Here is a 20,099-nt window from a genome sequence, read left to right on the forward strand (position 1 = left end):
GCGTGGAAGGTGCGTCGGGTGTTAAGTTTTGCTCCGGCTTAACGGATGAACTGGTCGACGAAATCTTCTCCCAGGCCTACTGACGAAAAATGCTTGCGGCACATATCGACCTTGGTGAAAACGTCTTCGTAGCCGGTGTAATTGCCGTAGGGATCGCAATAGAACATCACGCCGTTGACCTGGAAGTAGGTGATCATTTCCTCCACGTCTTCCGGTACGTAGAGCGTGTGCGTTTCGCCCGGCGGTTCGAAAACATAGCTGCCCTCGGTGGCTTCCCAGTCGTGTTCCAGATAACGCCAGCGGCCTTTGAGCACCATGCCGTGCACCGCTTGCGGATGCCGGTGCCGGCTTAGCACGCCGGATTTGCGCACGCGCAGCAGGTTCATCCAGTACCCGGTCGAAACATTCAGGCACAGCGGACGGAACCAGACGTTCTCGGCTTGAGGGACCCAAAGGCGTTCGTCTTTGGGGATCGCCGATTCAACCACGATCTCCTTAGCCGCTTCTTTAGGAAATGGAAGCTGATACGGCGTCATTGCGTCCGCCGCGGATTTAGCGCCTGCCATGAGCTAGCTCCTTGTCCATATTATGGATATATTAATCACTTTATGGACACACTATTCTGCATGCGGACCCTCTCTGTCAAGACGCGGTGATCGTGCGGTGCGTCATGAATTTTCCTGCTGCGCGTGACGCTGCAAAGCGCCTTGGCCGTGAAGCTTTCGGTAATGAAAGCGTCAATTCGGCTTGATGCCGGCTAGTCGATCACGGCGCATGGACCGATGACATGGAGCTAAGTGTTACGCGATAATGCCGGGCGGGTTAACGCGTATCCAATCGCGTATCTTGTGCAAGACTTCCCGCATTCGCAGGATCCACCGGCGCTGAAAGAGCGCCAATATCAACTACCGCGCGTCGCTCAAGGCGATGTCGCCGCTCAACCTGGGATTCTCGATGAGCAGCAGTTCGTTGCCAACATCCTCTGCCGCTCGCTGGCTGCCTTACATAGTCGCGGGAACGTTCTTCATGGAGTATCTGGATACCACGGTCATCGCAACCGCGTTGCCGCAGATGGCCCATTCGTTCGGTGTCGGCCCGAATGCGCTAAGCATCGGGATGACCGCCTACATGCTGGCACTGGCGATCTTTATTCCGGTTAGCGGTTGGGTAGCTGATCGCGTTGGTTCGCGTACGGTGTTCTTTAGCGCGATCGTCGTGTTCGTGATTGCTTCAGTGTTATGCGGCTTATCGAACTCGGTCACGGAGTTCACGGCGGCGCGTTTGCTGCAGGGTGCAGGCGGCGCGATGATGGTGCCGGTAGGGCGGCTGATCGTGGTCCGCAGCACGGAGAAAAGCCGCCTCATGCAGGCTATCTCCACCATCACCTGGCCTGCCATTGCCGCGCCGGTGGTTGGGCCACCCGTTGGCGGTTTCATCACGACGTACGCGTCATGGCGCTGGATTTTCCTGTTGAACGTGCCGTTCGGAATCTGTGCGCTGGTAGCCGTCGCCATGCTGGTTCCGAACCTGCGTGGCGCCGAGCGCAAGCCTCTGGATGTAGTGGGCCTTGTGCTTAGCGGCGCAGCCCTGACCGCCATTCTTTACGGCGCCGAACTTGCGAGCCAGCCCGACAGCAATCCATGGATTGCAGGGGGCTTAGTCCTGGCCGGCCTCGTGATTGGCTTTGCAGCGGTTCGCTACGCGGCGGGTCATCCGCATCCGCTGATCGATTTTTCGACGCTGAAGATTCCGACTTATTCGGTAACCGTCCTGACCGGTTCGCTGACGCGGATCGGCATTGGCGCCGTGCCGTATTTAATGCCGTTGCTGTTTCAGATCGGCTTTGGTCTTTCTGCTTTCAAGTCCGGTTTGTTGTTGCTTGCCAGTGCGCTTGGCAATCTCGGAATGAAAGCGCTGACCACGCGAATCCTGCGGCGTTTCGGCTTCAGGTATGTCTCCATTGTTGCTGTGGCCACAGCGGGCATATTTACGATCATATGCGGCCTCCTTACGCCCTTGTCGCCGTTGGCGTGGGTCTTGATCGTGGTATTCGTCTATGGCGTAGCGCGTTCCATGCAGTTTTCGTTGCTGGCCACTCTCGCTTATGCCGACGTGGGCGCCCCGCAAATGAGCGCCGCGAGCACGTTATGGAGCGCGGCTGCACAGATGACAATAGGGCTAGGCATTGCCTATGGCGCCGTCGCCTTGCGGGCTGCCGCGCTGCTTAACGGCGAGACGGCTAGTGTGGATGGCATGCATTTCACACTCGACGACTTCCGGCTCGCGTTTCTGTTCGCCGGCTTGCTGACGCTGCTCTCCGTATGGGGATACTTCAAGGTCGCCCGCGATGCCGGGCAAAGCGTGGGCGGAGGATCGATGCGGCAGAATGTGTCGCAAAGGGGCGGTTAGAACGCGAATGGGCCGGTTGAGGAAAGAGAGCATTGCAGTGGCCCCTTGAGTCCGGCGTACAGCGGAGAATGATTGTAGGTATGGCTAATCAAATCGATACGCCTGCATGGTTGTCCCTGGCTTTCTCTGAGCGTGGGGTCGGGCGCTTTGGCCCGGGAGAGAGTAATCCGCGTATTGTCGAATACAACGCGCACACCAATCTGGTGGGCTACGACGACAAAATCTCGTGGTGCTCGTCGTTCCTGAACTGGTGTCTTGCGAATACTGGCCAGCGTGGCACGGGGTCCGCGCTTGCGCGTTCCTGGCTTGAGTGGGGCCGGGCTCTAGAGGGCCCCGCCTATGGTTGCATCGTTATCTTGTCCCGTGACGATCCGCCCAGCTGGAAAGGGCACGTCGGCTTTTATCTTCGCCACGACGCCGAAGCCATTTATCTCTTCGGCGGCAATCAGCTTGGAGAAGTACGCGAGCTCGACTATCCGTTAGCGTCGGTGCTGGGCTACCGGTGGCCTGAGTCTATCTGAGATTTCTGCAAGGTCCGCTTCGCAAAACTTGCACGGATCGACGCCGCACTCAGGCGGGGTCATGGCAGCACACGCTGAGCTTGTTTCCGTCAAGGTCACGAAAGTACGCGCCGTAATAATGCGCATGATAGTTCGGCTGCAAGCCGGCGGCCCATCGCACGCGCCTCCGTTCGCTAGTGCGATGGCGTGGCAGCGATCGACGGTGTTGCGGTCGTGTGCAAGAAGGGCCGTCATCTGTCCGTTGCCGGGGCTGGCAGTGTTTCCGTCGAATGGCGTTCCGATCAGGAACCACAGGCGCAGCGCGTCGGCTGCGACCGAGCCGAACCTTGGCGAATCCAAATTGCCGTTTGATGACTCGAAACGGATGCGCCGCTTTCTCGTATCGCCGCAGCACTCTTCGTTTTCGATAACTACACAGCAGCAGATCTATCCAGACGTTCCTTACGCTTGCTCGAACGATTCTTGCCCGTGCATAAAGCAACACGTCGCATTGTGTCCACTGTGGCAAGTCGACAGAACGCTTTTATTTGTTCGTCGAATAGCCGCCGCTTTTATATGGCTCGGGTAATGTCAAAACGTCTTGACCATTACAGTTTATTTACAGAAAAAAATATTGAAGAGAACGAAACCCCCGTGGAGGTGGCGTGGATGAATCTTCTACATTGACCCGCGCCGACGTGCACATTAACAAATATCTCGCATCCTGGTCACGCCAATTGATTTTCGCGAAATAAATGATGACGCTGCAACCGCTATCGTCAATATTGGCACAAAAAATTACAAAATTGGCGCGAATAAAGTACACGCTTGCGTATTAAAATAATTTGACACATGCGATAGAAAGCAGGAGTCGACCAAAAATAGCGCCCCTACCTTGTGAATGGCCGAAACATGCCCGGCCGCTATAAGGTACTCAAATGGCTACATTACCCAGCCTGCATGGCGAACGATGCGGAATTCGTTGCTGCAGGCAGCGATCGTTACATAACGAGAAAAATTGGCCCGATCGACAAATTATTCATCTCAACTTTAATTTAATGTTTTGTGCGTTTAATCAAGTTCAGCGTGCAATATCGCGGCGCGCCGGGGTCGATTAATTCGAAGCTAGCTGTTGCTGGTCATTCGTACCGCGATTAAATCCAAAAAATCGAGAGACTCGGATCATGAAAATTCGTTTAAAGCTTGCGGGTTTGGCAGTGATCGTCTGTACGCTAGTAGTAGCGGCGTGTAACGGGGATAGTTCGGGCAGCGGTGCGGTGGCTGATTCAGTATTAAAAAACATAGCCAATACCGCATCACTGCCCGTTCTGAACGGACAAACCAACGTCCAGTGCAACTACAGTCACACACTTCCGGATGACCCAATCCTGATGCCCGGTATGCCTGGCATGTCGATGCTTCATGACTTCTTTGGTAATATTGCCGCGAATGCAAATACGGTAACAGCCGATTTGTATAACACTCCCGCGAATACTTGCGATAATCAAGCTGACGGTACCTCGTACTGGGTTCCCTCGCTGATGCGCAGCGGGGTAATCATCCCGCCGGCCTATCAAAAAACGTATTATCAGGTGCCCAACGCGTCGAATTATCCGGTCACACCCATGCCTCAGGGTTTAAAGTTGATTGCAGGTAGCCCTCTCAATACCGGCCCGAGCAGCGCGATCACTTACTTTTGTAAAGGCGCCGCAACGAAGTACACATCAACGCCTCAAACTACCTGCCCCGCGTGGAGCACTGACCCGGTAAGCGGCGTGCAATTCAACATTGGCATTCAGTTTCCAGATTGCTGGGACGGCCACACGATGACGCCCACTACTTCTGTGAAAAATGCCGTCTACAGTACCAATAATGTTTGTCCTTCTGATTATCCGGTCCGCATCCCTACCGTGAATATGAACGTGGCTTATTTTCTTGGTACCAATACCGACATGAGTGACGTGCAACTATCACTTGACCCAATCATTAACCCGGATGGATCAACCACGCTTCAGTGGGGCAATTTGTTTACTGCTCACGGAGATTTCTTTAATGGCTGGCCGGTGCAGTCAATGCAATACATGACCGACTATTGCTTCAACAAGGGGGTAGACTGCGGCGACTCCATTCCGATGGCCTATAGTGAACCGGACAGCGACGCTTATATCGCAAGTACGCCGAACGATACGCAAAACTACGGAAGTTCGACTAATTTATATGTGTCCAACATTCCCGGACAACAGCAAATTTCCATGCTCCGTTTCCCGTTGCCCGCGAATGCCTCCACGCTTAACTTCAACGCAGTGAAGGTCAATCTTTACGGGGGTGCCACTTCCAGCGGCGCGAACATGATTTATCTGTATCCAATGGACGCAACTTGGGACGAAAGCACGGTTACCTGGGATAACGCGCCGGCTTGTCCATCGACGGGGCCAAAGGCTCAGTTATACCTCGACAATGCCGTTCAATATCGAGCTTCCGATGTTACGCAGCTCATTAAGAATGCGATTGCAGCGGGCGAAACGGAAGTGGCATTCTGCGTGCGCGGTGGCGTGACGACGCAGTCTTATCTTTTCCAGTCGAAGGAAGGTGCGAACAAGCCCACTTTGCTTTTCGAGCCGGTCATGCAAACGCCGCTGCCGTAACTGAAAACATGGTGTTTAGGGCTCGTTAGCCTGGCAAATCCGCTGCGGTGTGCACGCGTAAGCCGAGCACCGCAGCGTTAAAGAAGAGATAAAACCGGTTGCTGCCTGGAGGACCGCGCCTTAGTACCGATGTCGACCCAATATTTCAATACGCGCAATAGCAGGTCGGCCACGGCACAGACGTCAATCCCGATCCACAAAGGTATATTTAATTAGTATGGCAGCAACCGATAAAATATATTTTACATTTCAATCAACGCTTTGTACTCTGTGCGCTTTTCTGGTCGATCAAGTTGACACGCCGGGAAAATTCACTTGGGCTGCTTAGCCCGACAGGAGCGTTGAATGTTTCAACATTGGCCGCATCACCTTCTATTGCGCATGTCGCTTGCAGCCATTTGCTGTGCCCTCGGCACCCATGCCTTCGGACGTGAGATAGAGACGCACCACTCCTCTCCGGACAGTGCTCAGGCCGTGGAGGTATCATCGGCCGGCGAGGGCCTAGTGGAAGACCTGCCTTTGCAAGGCGGAGGTTTCCAGCGTGTTTTGTACACGGCGGCTGCCAGTCGCGGAAAAAAAGGCATCATCGTGATGTTTCCCGGCGGTACCGGCGAGATCGACATCGAGAAGAGTGGAAAGGTCAGGAATGCGAAGAATTTCGTCGTGCGCTCGGACGATCTTTGGCGTGACCGGGGTTATGGCATTGTGCTGGTCGATGCGCTGGATCATCAGTCCATGCGAGGGCAGCGCAGTAGCGCCGCGTACGCAGAGGTAACGAAACAGATCATCGAGTTTGCACATAGGCAGGCGAATGTCCCTGTATGGGTGCTTGGTACCAGCCAAGGTTCCATTGCCGCCATGAACGCTGCATCGCATGCCGGAGGAACGCAGCTTGCCGGCCTGATCCTGACCGAGTCCGTGTCCATTCTCGGCGGCTCTCATGAAACAGTTTTCGATGCACATCCTGGCGATGTCCGCGTGCCTTCGCTTGTTGTCGCAAACCTGGATGACAGATGCAAGGTCGCACCACCGTCCATGGCGCAGTCAATCGCGCAATCAATTCGCCACGCTCCAACAGCAGTCCTGACCGTTAGCGGTGGCACGCAAAGTACCCGGGATGATTGCGGTTCCCTGACTCCGCACGGGTACTATGGAATAGAAGAAAAGGTGGTGGATGGCATTGTGGACTGGATGCAGAAAACGCAAAACCGGCCTTGATGTTACCGGGTTTTGGCAACAAGCAGGGCGAACGGACAATGGGTCGTTGAGGAGTCGGCCCGACCTTGACCAGGGTTTTGTGATTGCTTCCAATCGGAATCCGTTGTCCGGGTTTGACTTATGATTAAGGCCCTAAAAAGCAAAATTGCTGGCTATGATCCCTGACGCTTCCCATGATATTCAACCTACACTGACCGGCCCCACTATCGAACTTCGTCCTCTGCAGTCATCGCATCAGGAGGCGCTGGTGGACGCCGCGTCAGATGGTGAATTGTGGACCATGAAGGTGACGGTCGTTCCCGGTCCCGAGACGGCAGGGCAATACATTGCCACTGCGCTAGCCGGTCAGCAGGCCGGAACTGTGATGCCGTTTGTTATTGTCAAGCGAGAGACTGGGCAGATGGTGGGCAGCACCCGGTTCTGGAAGATCGATCGCGTCAATAGAAAGCTCGAAATCGGCCATTCCTGGCTGAGTGCCTCGGTGCAACGGTCGGGTATCAATACGGAAGCGAAGTACCTTCTTCTGACCTACGCGTTCGAAACCATGAACGCTGTGCGCGTCCAATTTACAACGGATGAATTGAACGAAAAATCCCGTGCGGCGATCCTGCGCATTGGCGCAAAACAGGAAGGTATTGTCCGGCACGAGCGCATCATGCCCGACGGCCGCAAGCGCAACTCGGTGCGCTTCAGCATCATTGATTTCGAGTGGCCAGAGGTAAAGGCACTGCTGCAGCAGAAGATGCGTTTGAAGTAGCACCCGACCGCAAACAACAGTTTTGCAGTACAGCAAAGCGCAGTGTTACTGCATTTTTAGCCTTCTGAAAATCGTATTAAATATGAAAGAAATCGGTAATTTTTAATTAATGTAATGATTATATCGCGCTACATTCGTTTTCTTAAGATTAATGTGGAAACCGGTTCGGTTATATTTACCCATAATATTAACAAAAGGTAACGTCATACAATTAAGATTGGATAAATAGTCATTCATTCGTTTGAGTACCGAGAATTGAGAAGGAAATTCCGAGTTTTCCTCTCTTCTGGGATAGCGGCCGTTCAGCACATGATGCGTGAGAAACTATTACTTATTTCCAAGTCTTTGCGAACGTTACACAGATGAAACGTTTTTTTGCGAATATAATTCGTCCATCCAAAGTGGACTGTAACTAATACCAGATCGCTGCAAGAAGACTTTCATATCAGAAGCATTTACCCAATATGGAATTGATCGCTGCCTTCGACGCGCGAAGCCTGCGCCTGCCTGATGGACTGATATCGCGGTGCAGCATTGACGCAGCTTGTCTCGGGTAACCCTCGTTGCGACGGTATGACGTCTTCTCAGGGCGCGCAACCAGCGCTCTGTGAGAGTCATGCGTGCGGCGCCAGGGCGGCCGGGAGAGGGGCTCGAAGCAGGAGTTGGCGATCAGGTATGCCGTTATCTGTCAGGGCTGCGCGTTTTTTTCGATGACACGGAATTGTTTTTACATTTTGTATAAATAGGTATGCAAACGACTTGAGCGAAACCAACAATCACTGCGTTGCTGACAACGCGGCGTACGGCGACCGATGTCCGTTTCGTAGAGGTTGATGAAGCCTCCGGGGGATGATCGCGCGTGCGGCTCAGCCGCAGTCGGGCGTGTAACAGCAGGACGATTTAGCCCGGCTGGATCCCTCGAAGCAAGCCTGGTTCCCCGTCTTTGTGACCCTGTCAAGACGGCTGGGATAAATTCGCCATTAATTAGGATGACATATTATATGAAGAAATATTTCATGTAATTGACCGGTTCTCCATACACGAGAGCCTTGGGTCAGCCGAGAACCAGCGGAGTCAAGCGCGCGTTCGGCATCGACATGTCGAAGGGCGCCGTTTCTGCAGCACGTCAGCGATCAGCCGCATCCCCCAGGATAAATCTCTCAGCTCCACAAAAAACGCGAACGCGGGACGACTTCGGTCGATCTTGTCGATCCTCGGGGAATACTTGTAGCAGTACAACAGGGATTACGATGAAATATTTAAGACTACTTCCGATTTCTATCGCAGCGACACTGGCTATGTTCGGTGCCGGTAACGCCCAGGCGCAAAGCAGCACCATCACCGTCAGCGGCGTGAAATATACGTTCTGCGGCAGTGAGAACGACAACTGTACGTTTTCCGGCAAGGGATCCGTAGTGTTCGGCGCGGTTCCGCCGAACTCGCCGACCACCATGCTGACTAGCCCACGTACCTTCACAAACGGCGTCGGCTGTTATGTCGGCGCTGTCTCGCAGACCGATCCCGCTTACGGTTACGGAAAATCGTGCTGGGTCAGCCTCGCAGCCACCACACCGCCGGTTACGACTCCGCCAGTGACAACGCCACCAGTGACAACGCCGCCCGTCACCACGCCACCGGTTACGACTCCGCCGGTTACGACTCCGCCGGTGACAACGCCACCCGTCACGACGCCGCCGGCTACCACGCCACCGGCCACCACGCCGACTCCAGGTACTTCGGCCATCTCATGCGGCTCGCCTACGCAAACGTCAGGCGGCACCGCTAATGGCTTGATCAGCGCCGACACGCCGACAACCGACGGCATGCGCATTTTCCCGAATAACACAGCATTCAACATAGCGGTCACGACCAACTCGCCGAAGGCAGACACGGTCATCTGGTCGGTCGCTGACGCGAACGGCGCGATCAAGACACAGGGTAGCTTCGCCGTGAAGTCCGGTGTGCAGACCGCCACGATGTCGTGCAAGTCGACATGGTCCGGTTATGGCTCGATCACTGCGACGTTGCAATCTAACGGTGGGACGTTGCCGAATATGGGCACGCGTCCAATGGGCATTGCCACGTTCGGCGTGTTGCCTAATCTCACCTCTGTCCTTGGCACGGTGACGTATGCACACCAGGACCAGCATCGGTTCGGCATGCAGGGTTTCAACGACAACATTGCCGCGTTGCACGATCTGGGAATTTCCTGGACCATCGACGACCGCGAAGTGTCGGCCATGGAGCCGAACGGCCCGAACACCTATACGCCGAGCGTCAGCGACCTGGACCCGTTCTACAAGGCTAACCCTGACCAGATGCGCATCGTGCGTCTTGACGGACTGCCGGCATGGGATTCGAAGACGGGCCAGTTCAACGACAGCTACTATGCGCCGTCGAACATGACCGAGTTCCAGAGCTTCATGGGCCGCGTAGGCACCGACACGAGCCTGATCCGTGCTGCCAATTATCCGAACCAGCAGAACAATTACTACCAGGTGACCTGGGAGCCAAGCCTCGGATGGGCAGACAGTCAGGCAAACTTTGTCGCGATGTACAAGGCCGCGTATCTGGGCTTGCACTCGACCGATCCGAACGCCGTCGTGATGGGTCCCACCAACCCGTTCCCGGCCAATTGCGACACTTGCACGACCGGCTACCTGCAGACCTTCGGCGCGCTCGGCTTGTGGAACTATATCGACGCTGTATCGACACATGGCTACTGGAACGCCGGCACCTATCCGTCCCATCCGCCTGAATTGCAGGACTCGGATCCGAACCCGGCTAACCAGGCCAACGCGCTCGACAACCTGATGACTCAGTTGCGTGCCGTCATGCAAGCCGGCAAGCCGAACATGAAGCTGTTCGTTACCGAAGCGGGCACCAGCTACGATCCGGGCGTCAACTACGGACCTACGCAACCGTCGCAGAACCAGTTGTTTGCTCAAGCTGCGGTCGGCGTGCGCTCGCACATCATTACCCTCGGTGGCGGCGCACAATTGTCCACGCTGTTCTATGGTGCGGACTATCCTGGCGAGACTGGTTACGGCACGTTCTTCGACCTGAACGATGCTCAGGGCGCGTACGGCGCATCGAATCTGTCGCCCAAGCCCGAAGCACTTGCATTCGCCGCGATGACCCGCGTGCTTGACGGCACCAATACGCTTGGCCGAGTAACGGGTACGCCCGCCGGGACATACGCGTATGCGTTCCAGCAACTCGGTAACGGCAAAGTGGTGACGGCCTTGTGGACACACAGCAATGCGCAGTGGCCGGCATCGGGCGGACTCTATAGCCAGACCTACTCGACCAGCTACTCGCTTCAGGTGGACGCTGCCGGCGCATCGGGCAACGTGACGGAGATCGACGGTTACGGCAATGTCAGCACGGTTCCCTATACCAACGGCAAAGTGACGCTGACGCTGACTGAAGTCCCGCAATATATTGTCTCGAGCAATGCGACGGTTGCCAAGGCCAACGCTACGGTTCCGGTCGGGTACACGGGTCAGTAACACTTGATGTAGCCATGCTTGGGGCGCCGCTGGTGACAGCGGTAGCTCGTCAGAAAAAGCCAATGCCTCGCGATTGAACGCGAGGCATTGGCTTTTATGGTTCCGATTCCGGCTCAGGTAAGCAGGCTTTCGGCCGGCACGTAGGCAAACCCAAGGTCGCGTGCAACGGCCATATTGCTGTACTGCTCCCCGGTCATTCGCCCTTCTTGCCAACGCAGGATTGAATTGCCTCCGCCACGATCGTTGCCGCCTTTCGCCGCGCGGGTCCCGCCAGCGAAGGGGATTCCAGTCCATGACGCATCGTTGCAAGGCCGAGTACATATGACGCGATCAGTGCAGCGCGGAGTTCACTGTCACGCCCTCCAAGGAGCTTGGCTAGCGGTCTGACAAATTCCGCGTGGAACCGCTCGGATACCATCGCGGCGACGGCAGGGCTGCCGGTTGCCCGAAGCAATACGCGCAATGCGTCGAAGGATTCACTGTCGTCCGCGTTGTCCAGAACCTGTGCAACCAGATGTATGCCGAGATTGCTCATGTTGTCCGGCAGATGCTCCTCGATGTGAAAGCCGCCCTCGATCGCTTGCGCAAACAACTTTTCCTTGCTGCCGAAGTACCGGTTGACTAGCGCCGCGTCCACTCCCGCGTCGGCCGCGATATCGCGCGTGCCTACGTTCTCATAGCTCTGCCGGGAAAACCGCACGCGTGCCGCGCTCAGGATGCGTTCGCGTGTGTGTGCGGCATTGCGTGAGGGGAGCGCGTCGTCTTTCGGAGTGTCTTTCACGTGGAGAGCCTGGTTATTGCGGGTCGATTTGCATTTTGTCATCGAGTGTTGACAGCGACAAGCTCAACGAACAATACTTAGTGTCATCAATTGATGACATAGGGGCGAAATCGGCATGACTGAAGGCAAACTTGACGGCAAGGTGGCAGTGATCACGGGTGGCAGCAGCGGGATCGGACTGGCGACAGCGCACGTATTCAGACAGCAAGGCGCACAGGTGGTTATTGCCGGGCGTAATGAGTCGACGCTCGTAGCAGCCAGGGACGCGATAGGCGCCAATACGCTAGCCGTATGTGCCGACGTTGCGAAGCCGGACGATCTTCATAAGCTAATGCAGACCGTTGGCGAATGCTTTGGCCGGATCGACGTCTTGTTCGCCAATGCAGGCATGTCCGAATGTCCCGACATACTGGATACCGATGAAGCCTTTTTCGATCGACTGATGGGCGTGAACGTCAAAGGTGTTTTCTATGCGTTCACGCATGCTTTCCCTTGGCTGGCGAAGAACGCTTCGGTCATCTTCACGAGTTCCGTCATTCAACAACGCGGCCGGCCGGGCGACGCGCTCTACGGCGCAAGCAAGGCTGCGGTTCGCAGCCTTGCCCGCACGCTGGCGGCCGATGAGCGGGTTCTGGCGCAACAGGTGCGTATCAATGTTGTCAGTCCGGGCGCGATCCGTACGCCACTCACAGCGGCTGCCACCGACAACCCCGACGTTAGCGCGTGGGTCGAATCCCAGGTGCCAATGGGACGCTGGGGCGAAGCGAACGAAGTCGCGCGCGCCGTGTTGTTTCTGGCATCAAGCGATGCGTCGTACCTGACGGGCGGCGAGATTGCAGTCGACGGCGGATTGGGACAGATCTAAGCCTGCCGCCCCGAGCAAGAACATAGCTACCGTTCACTCTCGCGGCGCCGGCACGGTGAGCGCCTCGCCCGTGCGTGCATGTTGTGCATGTGCAAGGCGTTTCGTGGTCCATTGCACAGCCATTGCCAGAATGGCGGCTTCGACAAATGCGAGGGAAGCCGCTTGTCTGGGAAGCGCGAAGATAAGGCAGAGGCAGAACGCGGCGAATGAGAACCGGCCGAGTACCATGCCGCGCAAAAGCGACACGACGAAGTCGGGACCGTGCGCCCGATGAGACGAGACAGAAAGCACGATCCCCAATAGCGGGAACACCGCAAGAAGTCCGCTCCACTTGGCCCCAAGCGCAGAGGACAGTGTAGTGACCGCGACCGTTAGCACAGCGCCGGCAATCATGCGTCCAGTGAGGTCGTTACGGCTAAGCGGCGCAACGGTGGCAATGGCATTGCTGCGAGGGAGAAACGTTTGTCCAAACGCGACGGCAATGAGCGCGGCCGCAATTGCCCACGCCGGGGATGCCGGCATTGAAGCCAGGGCAATCGCCGCTATGAGCCAGCTTCCCAGTCCAGTTGTCAGGGCAATGGGCCAGGAGCGGGATCGGCAGGTCCACGCATAAGCGAAGTTGAATGCCTCGGAGGCGAGTATGGCGGACAGAGACAGGGTAGCCGCATGCGCTCCGAAAACCGGTCCGTGATCCAGGACCAGAAGGAACAGGATAGGTCCGGCAACAAAGGGCAATCCTGCAAGCCAGCCGGCGATAGTCGGACCCCACCACTTACCCGACATGGAAACGACCAGGAGAAAAAATGGGACTAGCGTCAGCTTTAGCGCGAGCATGGCAAGCCAGGCGGATTTAAAACCGGATCGTACACGAGTTCGTCACGCGCTTAGCCGGCATCGAGGCAATGTCTATTGAACGGCGCTTCGCGCTAACAAATTTCTGCCTCTATCTGCTAAGCTCGGCACCCCGATAAACACCACAGCCAAAGACTCGCCGTGTCAATCGATGCGTGCCGCCGCCAAGTATCGGTGCACGCATCGCTTGGTGGATCGCTAGAAAAGATGCTGGATCCCGGCGTATGCGCCGGACTGGCTATGACCGGGGAGCGGGTTGTCGGTGCTGGTTGTATCGCCGAAGGAATTAGCGTTCAAGCCAAAGTTCGCATTGGCGCTGTTGCGGGCGGTCGCAATCTGGAAATCGAGCAGGGTACGCTTCGTCAGGTTGTAGGTGCCGCCGACCGTGTAGATGGTCGCGTTGCCACCGCCGTTGTTTGCATTGACGTGATACACCGCTGCAATAAGCGCGGCCGCTGGCGTAGCTTGCCATGTCACGCCGCCCCATTCCTGGCTGGTGACCGTGATGCCGCCCGACAAAGCACCGGAACTTGAATGCGATTGCTGATAAACCGCCTGAAGCTTGAATTTCCCTAAGAACACGTTGATGCCGCCGAAGTATTCACGCGAGAAATTGAACACATCGTCCAGCGTTCCGTTAGCGGCGTCGCGCCATTCGTCGTAGATTGCGCGGATCTGGAAAACCGGCTGCGTATAGGTTAATTGGATAGCGTCCGCACGGCCTTGTCCGGTAGTGCCGTTGCCATTCCAGTTGGTCGCGTTGGACAGCGCGTATTGCCCGCTGACGTCAAAGCCCGCAATGGTAGGAGACTGGTACGAGATGTTGTTGCTCGTGTGATTCCAGTTGCGACCGCGAGCGAGCGATGCTGACGACCAGTTGCTTTGCCCAAACGGGTCGAAGTCCCAGACCCCGTTCGAGAGGAAAAGCTCTTTGCCAAGTAGCACCGTACCAAAGCGGTCGTTGGCAATGCCCACCGTTGCATACCGGTCGAACAAGCCGTTGTTTGAAGGGCCTTGACCGGTCATGGTGTTGAATGCGCCCTCAAGGTGAAATACGGCCTTGGTGCCTCCGCCAATATCCTCCACGCCCTTGATGCCCCAAAGACTCGTTCCCCAGTCTCCGCTTTCCGCCCTGAAGCGATGACTGCTTCCGGTCGATGCGCCGGTCGCAGGGTTTTGTCCAGTGGGTACGCCAGTCATGTACTCCAGGCCGGCGTCTATCCGCCCATACAAGGTCACGCTGCTTTGAGCACGCGCGGCCGTTGCGCAAGTAGCCAGCACCGATGCCAGCGCAACGGCTGTGAGTTTGTTCATGTCTCCTCCAATGGTCTATTTGGCTGCGTCGCCGGTTTAATCGACGTTTTTATTGCGCAGCGGTCGTCATGTTTTTTGCGTTTGTTGAGCGAACAACGGGTAAAAAGCCCCGGATCTCTTGGGTAAATCCAGGGCTGGCCGTGGAGGCAGGGGAGGATTTTCCCCCACGGATGAAAATGTTCACTAAGTTATTCAAACATCAGCGTTAGATAAATGCGGTTAGTGAGAATAGATTTTTGTTGCTATACGAATAATCCCGCATGTTGGAGCGGCAGGATGCCGGATTGGCCGGCGGCAAAGGGAGAAACGAAACGCAGGCTTGATGTGCTTGTCTTTGGCAGCAGCGGCGCAAGGGCAACCTTGCGAACGTTCGCGCCGGCAGGGCGACGGGCAATCACCGCTCGCCTTGCCTGAGTATTTTTTGTGTCGCTAAAGAGAATAGAATCTGCCCGGGCGGGGCCTCGCTTGTTGCACGAAGCCCGCAACAATTGATAAAGACACACGAACGATTATCCGTCATGTAGTTGCAGGCGATTCGCGCAGGAAAACCGGAGCATGTAACCCGTTGCCTGAAGTCGTCGAACTAGCATACAGGTCGCCCTATTATTCAACACCGCGACAGCGCTTGACGACAATTACAGATGCCTTTCGAGGAGAAGCGCCACCAGATGGATATCAACTTTGAATGCACCATGTGCGGCAAATGCTGCCACGACCTCAAGCTGCCTTTGAGCGTTGACGAAGCACTCGCATGGCTTGAGCGCGGCGGCGATATCCAGTTTCTCTGTGAAGCCATTCCCTGGCCTGAGGAACCGCCTGCCGACAATCTGCAGGCGCAGCATAAACGGCGCCGATCGTTCGCCGCTTCCAGCGGCGAACTGCCCGTGCGTGTAGTCGTGGTCCTGGCGGCATCGTTCGAGGGTCCGTGTCCGAACTTGCAAGCAAACATGAGTTGCGCGGTGTATGAGCAACGCCCGACTGTCTGCCGGATCTATCCCGCGGAGATCAATCCGTTCATCGAGTTGAAGCCTGAGCAGAAGGAATGTCCGCCGGAAGCGTGGGCCTCGGACAAGCCGCTTCTGATGAGCGTACAACAGGTGGTCGATCCCGAGACGTTCGCGTTGATCGCCAAATCGCGTGCGGCCGACGTGAGCGACGCACCGGCCAAAGCGCGCGCGTGCGCCGATCTGGACATTGATGTGGCAGCGCTGGCTAACGAGGGACTGGTGGTCTACTCGCCGCCTGGCGACCTGGTCATAGCCGCGTTGAAACGTGCTCGCGAGAACGGTGACGCGAGCGAGGACGTGCCGCTATGGAAGGTCGTGTCGAACCGTCGCGAAACCGTGGACACGCTCATGTCCATAGGCGCGACAGGCGTTCATTTCGTAAAAACGGACGCGCCTGCGTTCGATTACCTCGGGTTCTTTCCCGCCTCGGCGTGATCCTCAATCAATGCCAGGACCGGTCGATCAGGATTGATCCGGGTTCGCGCTTCTCTCAATCTTCCGGATTGGCAATATCACTAGCGACTATCTGCTCGCCGCGCATGACTGCCGCCTCGCGCGCCTCTTCTCGAGAAGGGTACGGTCCGAGCACGGGTGCTCCCTGGAACGGGAACAACAGGCGTCCGTCGGTTTTTCTAATAACCTTTAGTGTTCCTACAAACAATCCGCCGGCGTTGATCTGATACGACGCGTACACCGCGAAATCCTCAGGGCACATGCGTTGGCCTGATGCCCGGTTTTGTAGCTGGGTAACAGATAGGACAATTTTCGGCTTTTTCATGGCTTTTTACGCGTTTCAAGCGTGCCGTAGATAGGCGTGGCGTGTGACCAGCCGAGCGCGGAATCAGTCGATTCTTCGTGCTTGGGGGACATCACGACGTTCACTGCAATTCACAACACTTAACGTTGAGCAATTAACAGTCCGCGCTCGCAGTACGCTTCCTGCCCGGGTGCCAAGGCATATGCAGGGTGACGGTGAACGGCGAAATGCCTCGGGTCGAGCGGCGTTTCGAATGTTCAAAATCCGCGCTATCTGGACGCGCCTGGCGTGCTTCCATGGCATGGGGGCAATGGGTCAGTGAGCACAAGCCGCGGACACGGGCCGGCACGCGTGTCCAACCCCGGCGTGCTTCGATTCACGAGAGGCCTGCTAACAAAAAGGGACGCACATGAACGCCCTCGTCGCAGTGCTCAACGAGGGCAAAGACCTCGATTCACTACAAACGGCGGCTCGCGCGATCACGGTTGGTGCATTGATCTGCATTCGACTCTCCGGTCGGCGTTCGTTCGACCAGCGCTCTGCGTTCGACGACGAGCACGTGTTTTGCGCCACGACCTGACTGCCATATTTGCAACCGGGCGACTACCCTGTTTCAAAGGTATCGGGGAAAGCCCTCCGATACCGTGAGCATGACCATGGTCTTGCGACAGATGCAACGACCACAGCCACGCATTCCGACAAGCCATTGAACGTGTTGCCGGAATGCCATGTTGCGCACTGGCTCACACGGCTCAAGACGCAGGAGGGTCGCTCGGGACATCCGGCTTGCCGGAGTCGGCTGCCAGCGCATCACGGAACGTGGACAGCCGCTGCTGGTAATTTTCGCCATCGCCGTAGGGAAGGAATGCTTGAGTCCTTGTCGGGGCGCCGAGTATTTTTCGAGCGTGCTTGATGGGGCACCAGTACTGTTCGGTACGCGCGGCGATCTCGGTTCCATAAGCAAGCAAGCCGTTCGCATACGCGCAGTACGCGCAATTAAACTTCTCCATGAAGTTCAGATAGCTCAGGTGCCACCGGTCCATCACGATATAGTCCGAACGCCTGACCTTGCTGATCCTGTACACAGGAAAGCAGATGGCCTGATACAAACTCAAGCCGAGGTCGAGGAACAGCAGCGGCACGATCAGCCCATAGATGACGGGCGCGACTACGACAGTAGGCGGACGACTCTTGAAGAGCCATTGCAGCAGTCCCGTCTTCGATTGCCGGTGTGTCTCCCTGACCGACTTGTCGAATCTGATCCGCTTGCCGTCCACGCGATAGAACAGGGGCACTTCCGCCTGATGCACAACGGCCCTCAACTCGTCCTCCAGCACCTTTATCTGCGCCATCAGTTGCCGCACTTTCTCGTCCACATGACCCCCGTGCCAGTTGGATACGACCGATAATCCCGCCAACTCATGGCTGTTCGAGAAAGGCAGCCGGACTGCTGCCAAATAACGCACGGCGACTAAGAGGAGGCATGCGCGACGGGTTTCTCCTCTTCTCCGGCCGCCTTCCGGAGATAAGCGGCCGCCAGTCGTCGTAGCTCCTCTTCAGAGGCATCCTCGATCCCGATCAGGTGATTGTCCGCAGACCGGTGAGACGCTAGTAACTCATTGAGTTTCAGGTGAAGCGCCACGCTGTCCTTGTTCTGACTTTGCTGGATCAGGAACACCATGATGAACGTGACAATGGTCGTTCCGGTATTGATCACCAGTTGCCAGTTTTCCGAGTAGTGGAAAACCGGCCCGGTCACAGCCCAGACCACAATGCTGATTACCGCAAGGCCGAACGCTACGGGGGAACCGGTCCATCGGGTCACGGCGCTCGCGAAGATATCGAAGGCGCGGGTAACAGGGTGATGGGTCGCGTAAGCGGGACTCAAGGTGTCAGGGACTGTGTCCAACGAGTCCGTTGACGACAACGGGTGCGGCGGCTGCAATGGGTGCGGCGTTTCCTTTCGCATCGCTTTCTCCTGGCTATGCTTGGCTTTGTGTCATCGGACCAAGAGCAAAAATCATTCCGGATAGACGGCTGAGAGAAGTTTGACGGTATCGCGCTGGTATAAGACACGTTAGCACCATCATGCTTTAGCGCAGGCGAGGCGGTCTCGAAAGCTCCCGAAAGCTATAGGGACGAAGTGGACAATGGAAACCAGATGCCAATGGATAACAAACCTGAACGGCTGCTTCACGCTTCATTCAGCGATTGACCTCGCCTGATTCCCGATCAAGACGCCGCGCCTCCAGGAAGTGCGGCCAGCTGCGTGACACGAGACAGAACGATCACCCCTAACTGGATTGCGAAAGCCACCGTCGACATCAGCAGGCATGCGCTCACGCCGGTCTGCGTCGCGAGCGCTGCACCGAGTAACGCGCCCACGGGACGCGCTCCATAGGTTGCAGTGCTCATGATGGCCGACACTCTGCCGAGCATAGCGTGGGGTGTGATTGCCTGGCGCAATGTTGTTGATCCAATTGTCCACAGCACTGGCCCGGCACCCAGCAAAAAGAAGCTCACGCAAGCCATCCATACATGCGGAAAAAACAAGGTCGCGCTCATCAGCACCGATGCCAGGAAGCCGCACACAGGGCCGATCACAAGGGTCCGGCCGAACGAAATTCGCCTGGACACTTCGGGTCCCGCCAGCGCACCGGCCACCATGCCCGCGCCATAGGCCGCCAGGCTCACGCCGATCACCCATGAGGACATATGCAGATGGTGGGCCGCATAAGCCACGTAGACCGCCTGCAACACGAAATAGCCCAGGTTGAAGAAAACCGCGGTAAGAAGAATGGGGCGAAGCAGCGAGTCGCGGAATACGAAAGCGGCGCCCTCGCGGACCTCGGCGAGGAAATGCCTACCGGTCCTGGGCAGATGCGCTGAGACGGGTAACGCGCGCAGCAGCGCAACGGCGCAGGCCGATAGCAAGCTCGCTAGCGCGTAGGCCCAACCCGCACCCACGGAGCCCACGATCATCCCGCCTATCGCCGGCCCCGCCGAATATGCAACGCTTCTAGCTAACTCGATACGGCCGTTTGCAGCCGGCAACGCAGCGCGAGGCACGAGAGACGGAACGAGCGATGGTGCTGCGACACTGTAAGCGACCGTACCCGCCGCGCCGATAAAACCGCAAACAGCAAGCAGCGGCAGTGTGAGCAGATGGATTCCGATCAGCACAAGGATCGTGAGCATTGCGAGTACGCGAACGGCTTCGGCACTTGCCATCAGTGCACGTCGCGAGTGACGGTCGGCATAGACACCCATCGGCAACGAGAGCAGCAGGAAGGGCAGCGTCTGGGCGGTTTGCAGCAGGCCCGTTTGCGCGGCGCTTGCACCCAGCAGGAACACTGCAACGAGCGGCGCGGCGGCAAGACTGATCTGTTCGGCAGACTGTGCCAGCAGATTCGACCATGCTAAACGATGGAATGCGGACGGCAGGGTGGTGCGCTGGTTTGACGACGGGTGCATGACGTGAG

Annotated in this window: 17 protein-coding genes and 1 pseudogene; 9 read left to right on the forward strand and 9 right to left on the reverse strand. The window is 56.7% G+C overall.

Annotated elements, in window-relative coordinates; genetic code table 11:
* Positions 1-38: 38 nt before the first annotated feature.
* Entirely contained in the window at positions 39-566 is a 528-nt protein-coding gene (locus ACSQ8V_RS33140) for a 2,4'-dihydroxyacetophenone dioxygenase family protein (protein WP_213766283.1), read from the reverse strand.
* A 388-nt stretch (positions 567-954) separates the two neighbouring features.
* Here ACSQ8V_RS33140 and ACSQ8V_RS33145 point away from each other — a divergent pair, with 388 nt between their 5' ends.
* Entirely contained in the window at positions 955-2,409 is a 1,455-nt protein-coding gene (locus ACSQ8V_RS33145; RefSeq protein WP_436208633.1) for an MFS transporter, read from the forward strand.
* A gap of 80 nt (positions 2,410-2,489) precedes the next feature.
* Positions 2,490-2,930, forward strand: a complete 441-nt coding sequence (locus tag ACSQ8V_RS33150) for a TIGR02594 family protein (protein ID WP_436208634.1) — start codon at positions 2,490-2,492, stop codon at positions 2,928-2,930.
* Positions 2,931-2,979: 49 nt separating this feature from the next.
* Here ACSQ8V_RS33150 and ACSQ8V_RS33155 read toward each other — a convergent pair.
* Positions 2,980-3,269, reverse strand: a pseudogene (locus ACSQ8V_RS33155) (VOC family protein).
* Positions 3,270-4,093: 824 nt separating this feature from the next.
* Between ACSQ8V_RS33155 and ACSQ8V_RS33160 the strand changes: the two are divergent.
* The 4 genes from ACSQ8V_RS33160 (at position 4,094) to ACSQ8V_RS33175 (ending at position 11,041) form a co-directional block, all read left to right on the forward strand.
* Positions 4,094-5,554, forward strand: a complete 1,461-nt coding sequence (locus ACSQ8V_RS33160) for a CBM96 family carbohydrate-binding protein (protein WP_436208635.1) — start codon at positions 4,094-4,096, stop codon at positions 5,552-5,554.
* Positions 5,555-5,899: 345 nt separating this feature from the next.
* On the forward strand, positions 5,900-6,772 hold the full coding sequence (locus ACSQ8V_RS33165; protein WP_436208636.1) for an alpha/beta hydrolase: 873 nt from the start codon (positions 5,900-5,902) through the stop codon (positions 6,770-6,772).
* Positions 6,773-6,926: 154 nt separating this feature from the next.
* On the forward strand, positions 6,927-7,529 hold the full coding sequence (locus tag ACSQ8V_RS33170) for a GNAT family N-acetyltransferase (protein ID WP_436208637.1): 603 nt from the start codon (positions 6,927-6,929) through the stop codon (positions 7,527-7,529).
* Between the two features lie 1,250 nt (positions 7,530-8,779).
* A complete protein-coding gene (locus ACSQ8V_RS33175; RefSeq protein WP_436208638.1) occupies positions 8,780-11,041 on the forward strand; it encodes a hypothetical protein in 2,262 nt (753 codons plus the stop codon).
* 193 nt (positions 11,042-11,234) lie between these two features.
* Here ACSQ8V_RS33175 and ACSQ8V_RS33180 read toward each other — a convergent pair whose 3' ends face one another.
* Entirely contained in the window at positions 11,235-11,822 is a 588-nt protein-coding gene (locus ACSQ8V_RS33180; protein ID WP_436208639.1) for a TetR family transcriptional regulator, read from the reverse strand.
* A 115-nt stretch (positions 11,823-11,937) separates the two neighbouring features.
* Here ACSQ8V_RS33180 and ACSQ8V_RS33185 point away from each other — a divergent pair, with 115 nt between their 5' ends.
* Positions 11,938-12,687, forward strand: coding sequence for an SDR family NAD(P)-dependent oxidoreductase (locus tag ACSQ8V_RS33185; RefSeq protein WP_436208640.1), 750 nt, complete (start codon positions 11,938-11,940; stop codon positions 12,685-12,687).
* Positions 12,688-12,720: 33 nt separating this feature from the next.
* On the opposite strand, the gene ACSQ8V_RS33190 is transcribed toward ACSQ8V_RS33185, so the two are convergent.
* Positions 12,721-13,521 carry a hypothetical protein gene (locus ACSQ8V_RS33190; RefSeq protein WP_436208641.1) on the reverse strand — a complete coding sequence of 267 codons (801 nt, stop codon included), beginning with the start codon at positions 13,519-13,521 and terminating at the stop codon, positions 12,721-12,723.
* 216 nt (positions 13,522-13,737) lie between these two features.
* Entirely contained in the window at positions 13,738-14,853 is a 1,116-nt protein-coding gene (locus tag ACSQ8V_RS33195; protein WP_436208642.1) for a porin, read from the reverse strand.
* A 668-nt stretch (positions 14,854-15,521) separates the two neighbouring features.
* On the opposite strand from ACSQ8V_RS33195, the gene ACSQ8V_RS33200 reads away from it, so the two are divergent.
* Entirely contained in the window at positions 15,522-16,295 is a 774-nt protein-coding gene (locus ACSQ8V_RS33200; protein ID WP_436208643.1) for a YkgJ family cysteine cluster protein, read from the forward strand.
* 55 nt (positions 16,296-16,350) lie between these two features.
* Here ACSQ8V_RS33200 and ACSQ8V_RS33205 read toward each other — a convergent pair whose 3' ends face one another.
* The gene (locus ACSQ8V_RS33205) at positions 16,351-16,638 is read right to left on the reverse strand and encodes a DUF6723 family protein (protein WP_436185998.1); all 288 of its coding nucleotides are present in this window, start codon (positions 16,636-16,638) and stop codon (positions 16,351-16,353) included.
* Between the two features lie 388 nt (positions 16,639-17,026).
* Between ACSQ8V_RS33205 and ACSQ8V_RS33210 the strand changes: the two genes are divergently transcribed.
* A complete protein-coding gene (locus tag ACSQ8V_RS33210; RefSeq protein ID WP_436208644.1) occupies positions 17,027-17,197 on the forward strand; it encodes a hypothetical protein in 171 nt (56 codons plus the stop codon).
* Between the two features lie 172 nt (positions 17,198-17,369).
* Here ACSQ8V_RS33210 and ACSQ8V_RS33215 read toward each other — a convergent pair whose 3' ends face one another.
* The 3 genes from ACSQ8V_RS33215 to ACSQ8V_RS33225 form a co-directional block, all read right to left on the reverse strand.
* The gene (locus ACSQ8V_RS33215; RefSeq protein WP_436208645.1) at positions 17,370-17,993 is read right to left on the reverse strand and encodes a hypothetical protein; all 624 of its coding nucleotides are present in this window, start codon (positions 17,991-17,993) and stop codon (positions 17,370-17,372) included.
* A gap of 95 nt (positions 17,994-18,088) precedes the next feature.
* A complete protein-coding gene (locus ACSQ8V_RS33220; RefSeq protein ID WP_436208646.1) occupies positions 18,089-18,586 on the reverse strand; it encodes a low affinity iron permease family protein in 498 nt (165 codons plus the stop codon).
* 263 nt (positions 18,587-18,849) lie between these two features.
* Positions 18,850-20,091, reverse strand: a complete 1,242-nt coding sequence (locus ACSQ8V_RS33225) for an MFS transporter (protein WP_436208647.1) — start codon at positions 20,089-20,091, stop codon at positions 18,850-18,852.
* Positions 20,092-20,099 lie beyond the last annotated feature (8 nt).

Source organism: Caballeronia sp. LjRoot31 (assembly GCF_964253885.1).
GTDB lineage: Bacteria > Pseudomonadota > Gammaproteobacteria > Burkholderiales > Burkholderiaceae > Caballeronia.

Excerpts from the sequence above, each read along its gene's own strand:
- ACSQ8V_RS33145 (WP_436208633.1), top strand. The coding sequence starts at position 955 with ATGAGCAGCAGTTCGTTGCCAACATCCTCTGCCGCTCGCTGGCTGCCT.
- ACSQ8V_RS33225 (WP_436208647.1), bottom strand. The coding sequence starts at position 20,091 with ATGCACCCGTCGTCAAACCAGCGCACCACCCTGCCGTCCGCATTCCAT.
- ACSQ8V_RS33200 (WP_436208643.1), top strand. The coding sequence starts at position 15,522 with ATGGATATCAACTTTGAATGCACCATGTGCGGCAAATGCTGCCACGAC.
- ACSQ8V_RS33170 (WP_436208637.1), top strand. The coding sequence starts at position 6,927 with ATGATCCCTGACGCTTCCCATGATATTCAACCTACACTGACCGGCCCC.
- ACSQ8V_RS33190 (WP_436208641.1), bottom strand. The coding sequence starts at position 13,521 with ATGCTCGCGCTAAAGCTGACGCTAGTCCCATTTTTTCTCCTGGTCGTT.
- ACSQ8V_RS33160 (WP_436208635.1), top strand. The coding sequence starts at position 4,094 with ATGAAAATTCGTTTAAAGCTTGCGGGTTTGGCAGTGATCGTCTGTACG.
- ACSQ8V_RS33175 (WP_436208638.1), top strand. The coding sequence starts at position 8,780 with ATGAAATATTTAAGACTACTTCCGATTTCTATCGCAGCGACACTGGCT.
- ACSQ8V_RS33165 (WP_436208636.1), top strand. The coding sequence starts at position 5,900 with ATGTTTCAACATTGGCCGCATCACCTTCTATTGCGCATGTCGCTTGCA.
- ACSQ8V_RS33185 (WP_436208640.1), top strand. The coding sequence starts at position 11,938 with ATGACTGAAGGCAAACTTGACGGCAAGGTGGCAGTGATCACGGGTGGC.
- ACSQ8V_RS33220 (WP_436208646.1), bottom strand. The coding sequence starts at position 18,586 with ATGCGAAAGGAAACGCCGCACCCATTGCAGCCGCCGCACCCGTTGTCG.
- ACSQ8V_RS33195 (WP_436208642.1), bottom strand. The coding sequence starts at position 14,853 with ATGAACAAACTCACAGCCGTTGCGCTGGCATCGGTGCTGGCTACTTGC.
- ACSQ8V_RS33210 (WP_436208644.1), top strand. The coding sequence starts at position 17,027 with ATGAACGCCCTCGTCGCAGTGCTCAACGAGGGCAAAGACCTCGATTCA.
- ACSQ8V_RS33205 (WP_436185998.1), bottom strand. The coding sequence starts at position 16,638 with ATGAAAAAGCCGAAAATTGTCCTATCTGTTACCCAGCTACAAAACCGG.
- ACSQ8V_RS33140 (WP_213766283.1), bottom strand. The coding sequence starts at position 566 with ATGGCAGGCGCTAAATCCGCGGCGGACGCAATGACGCCGTATCAGCTT.
- ACSQ8V_RS33150 (WP_436208634.1), top strand. The coding sequence starts at position 2,490 with ATGGCTAATCAAATCGATACGCCTGCATGGTTGTCCCTGGCTTTCTCT.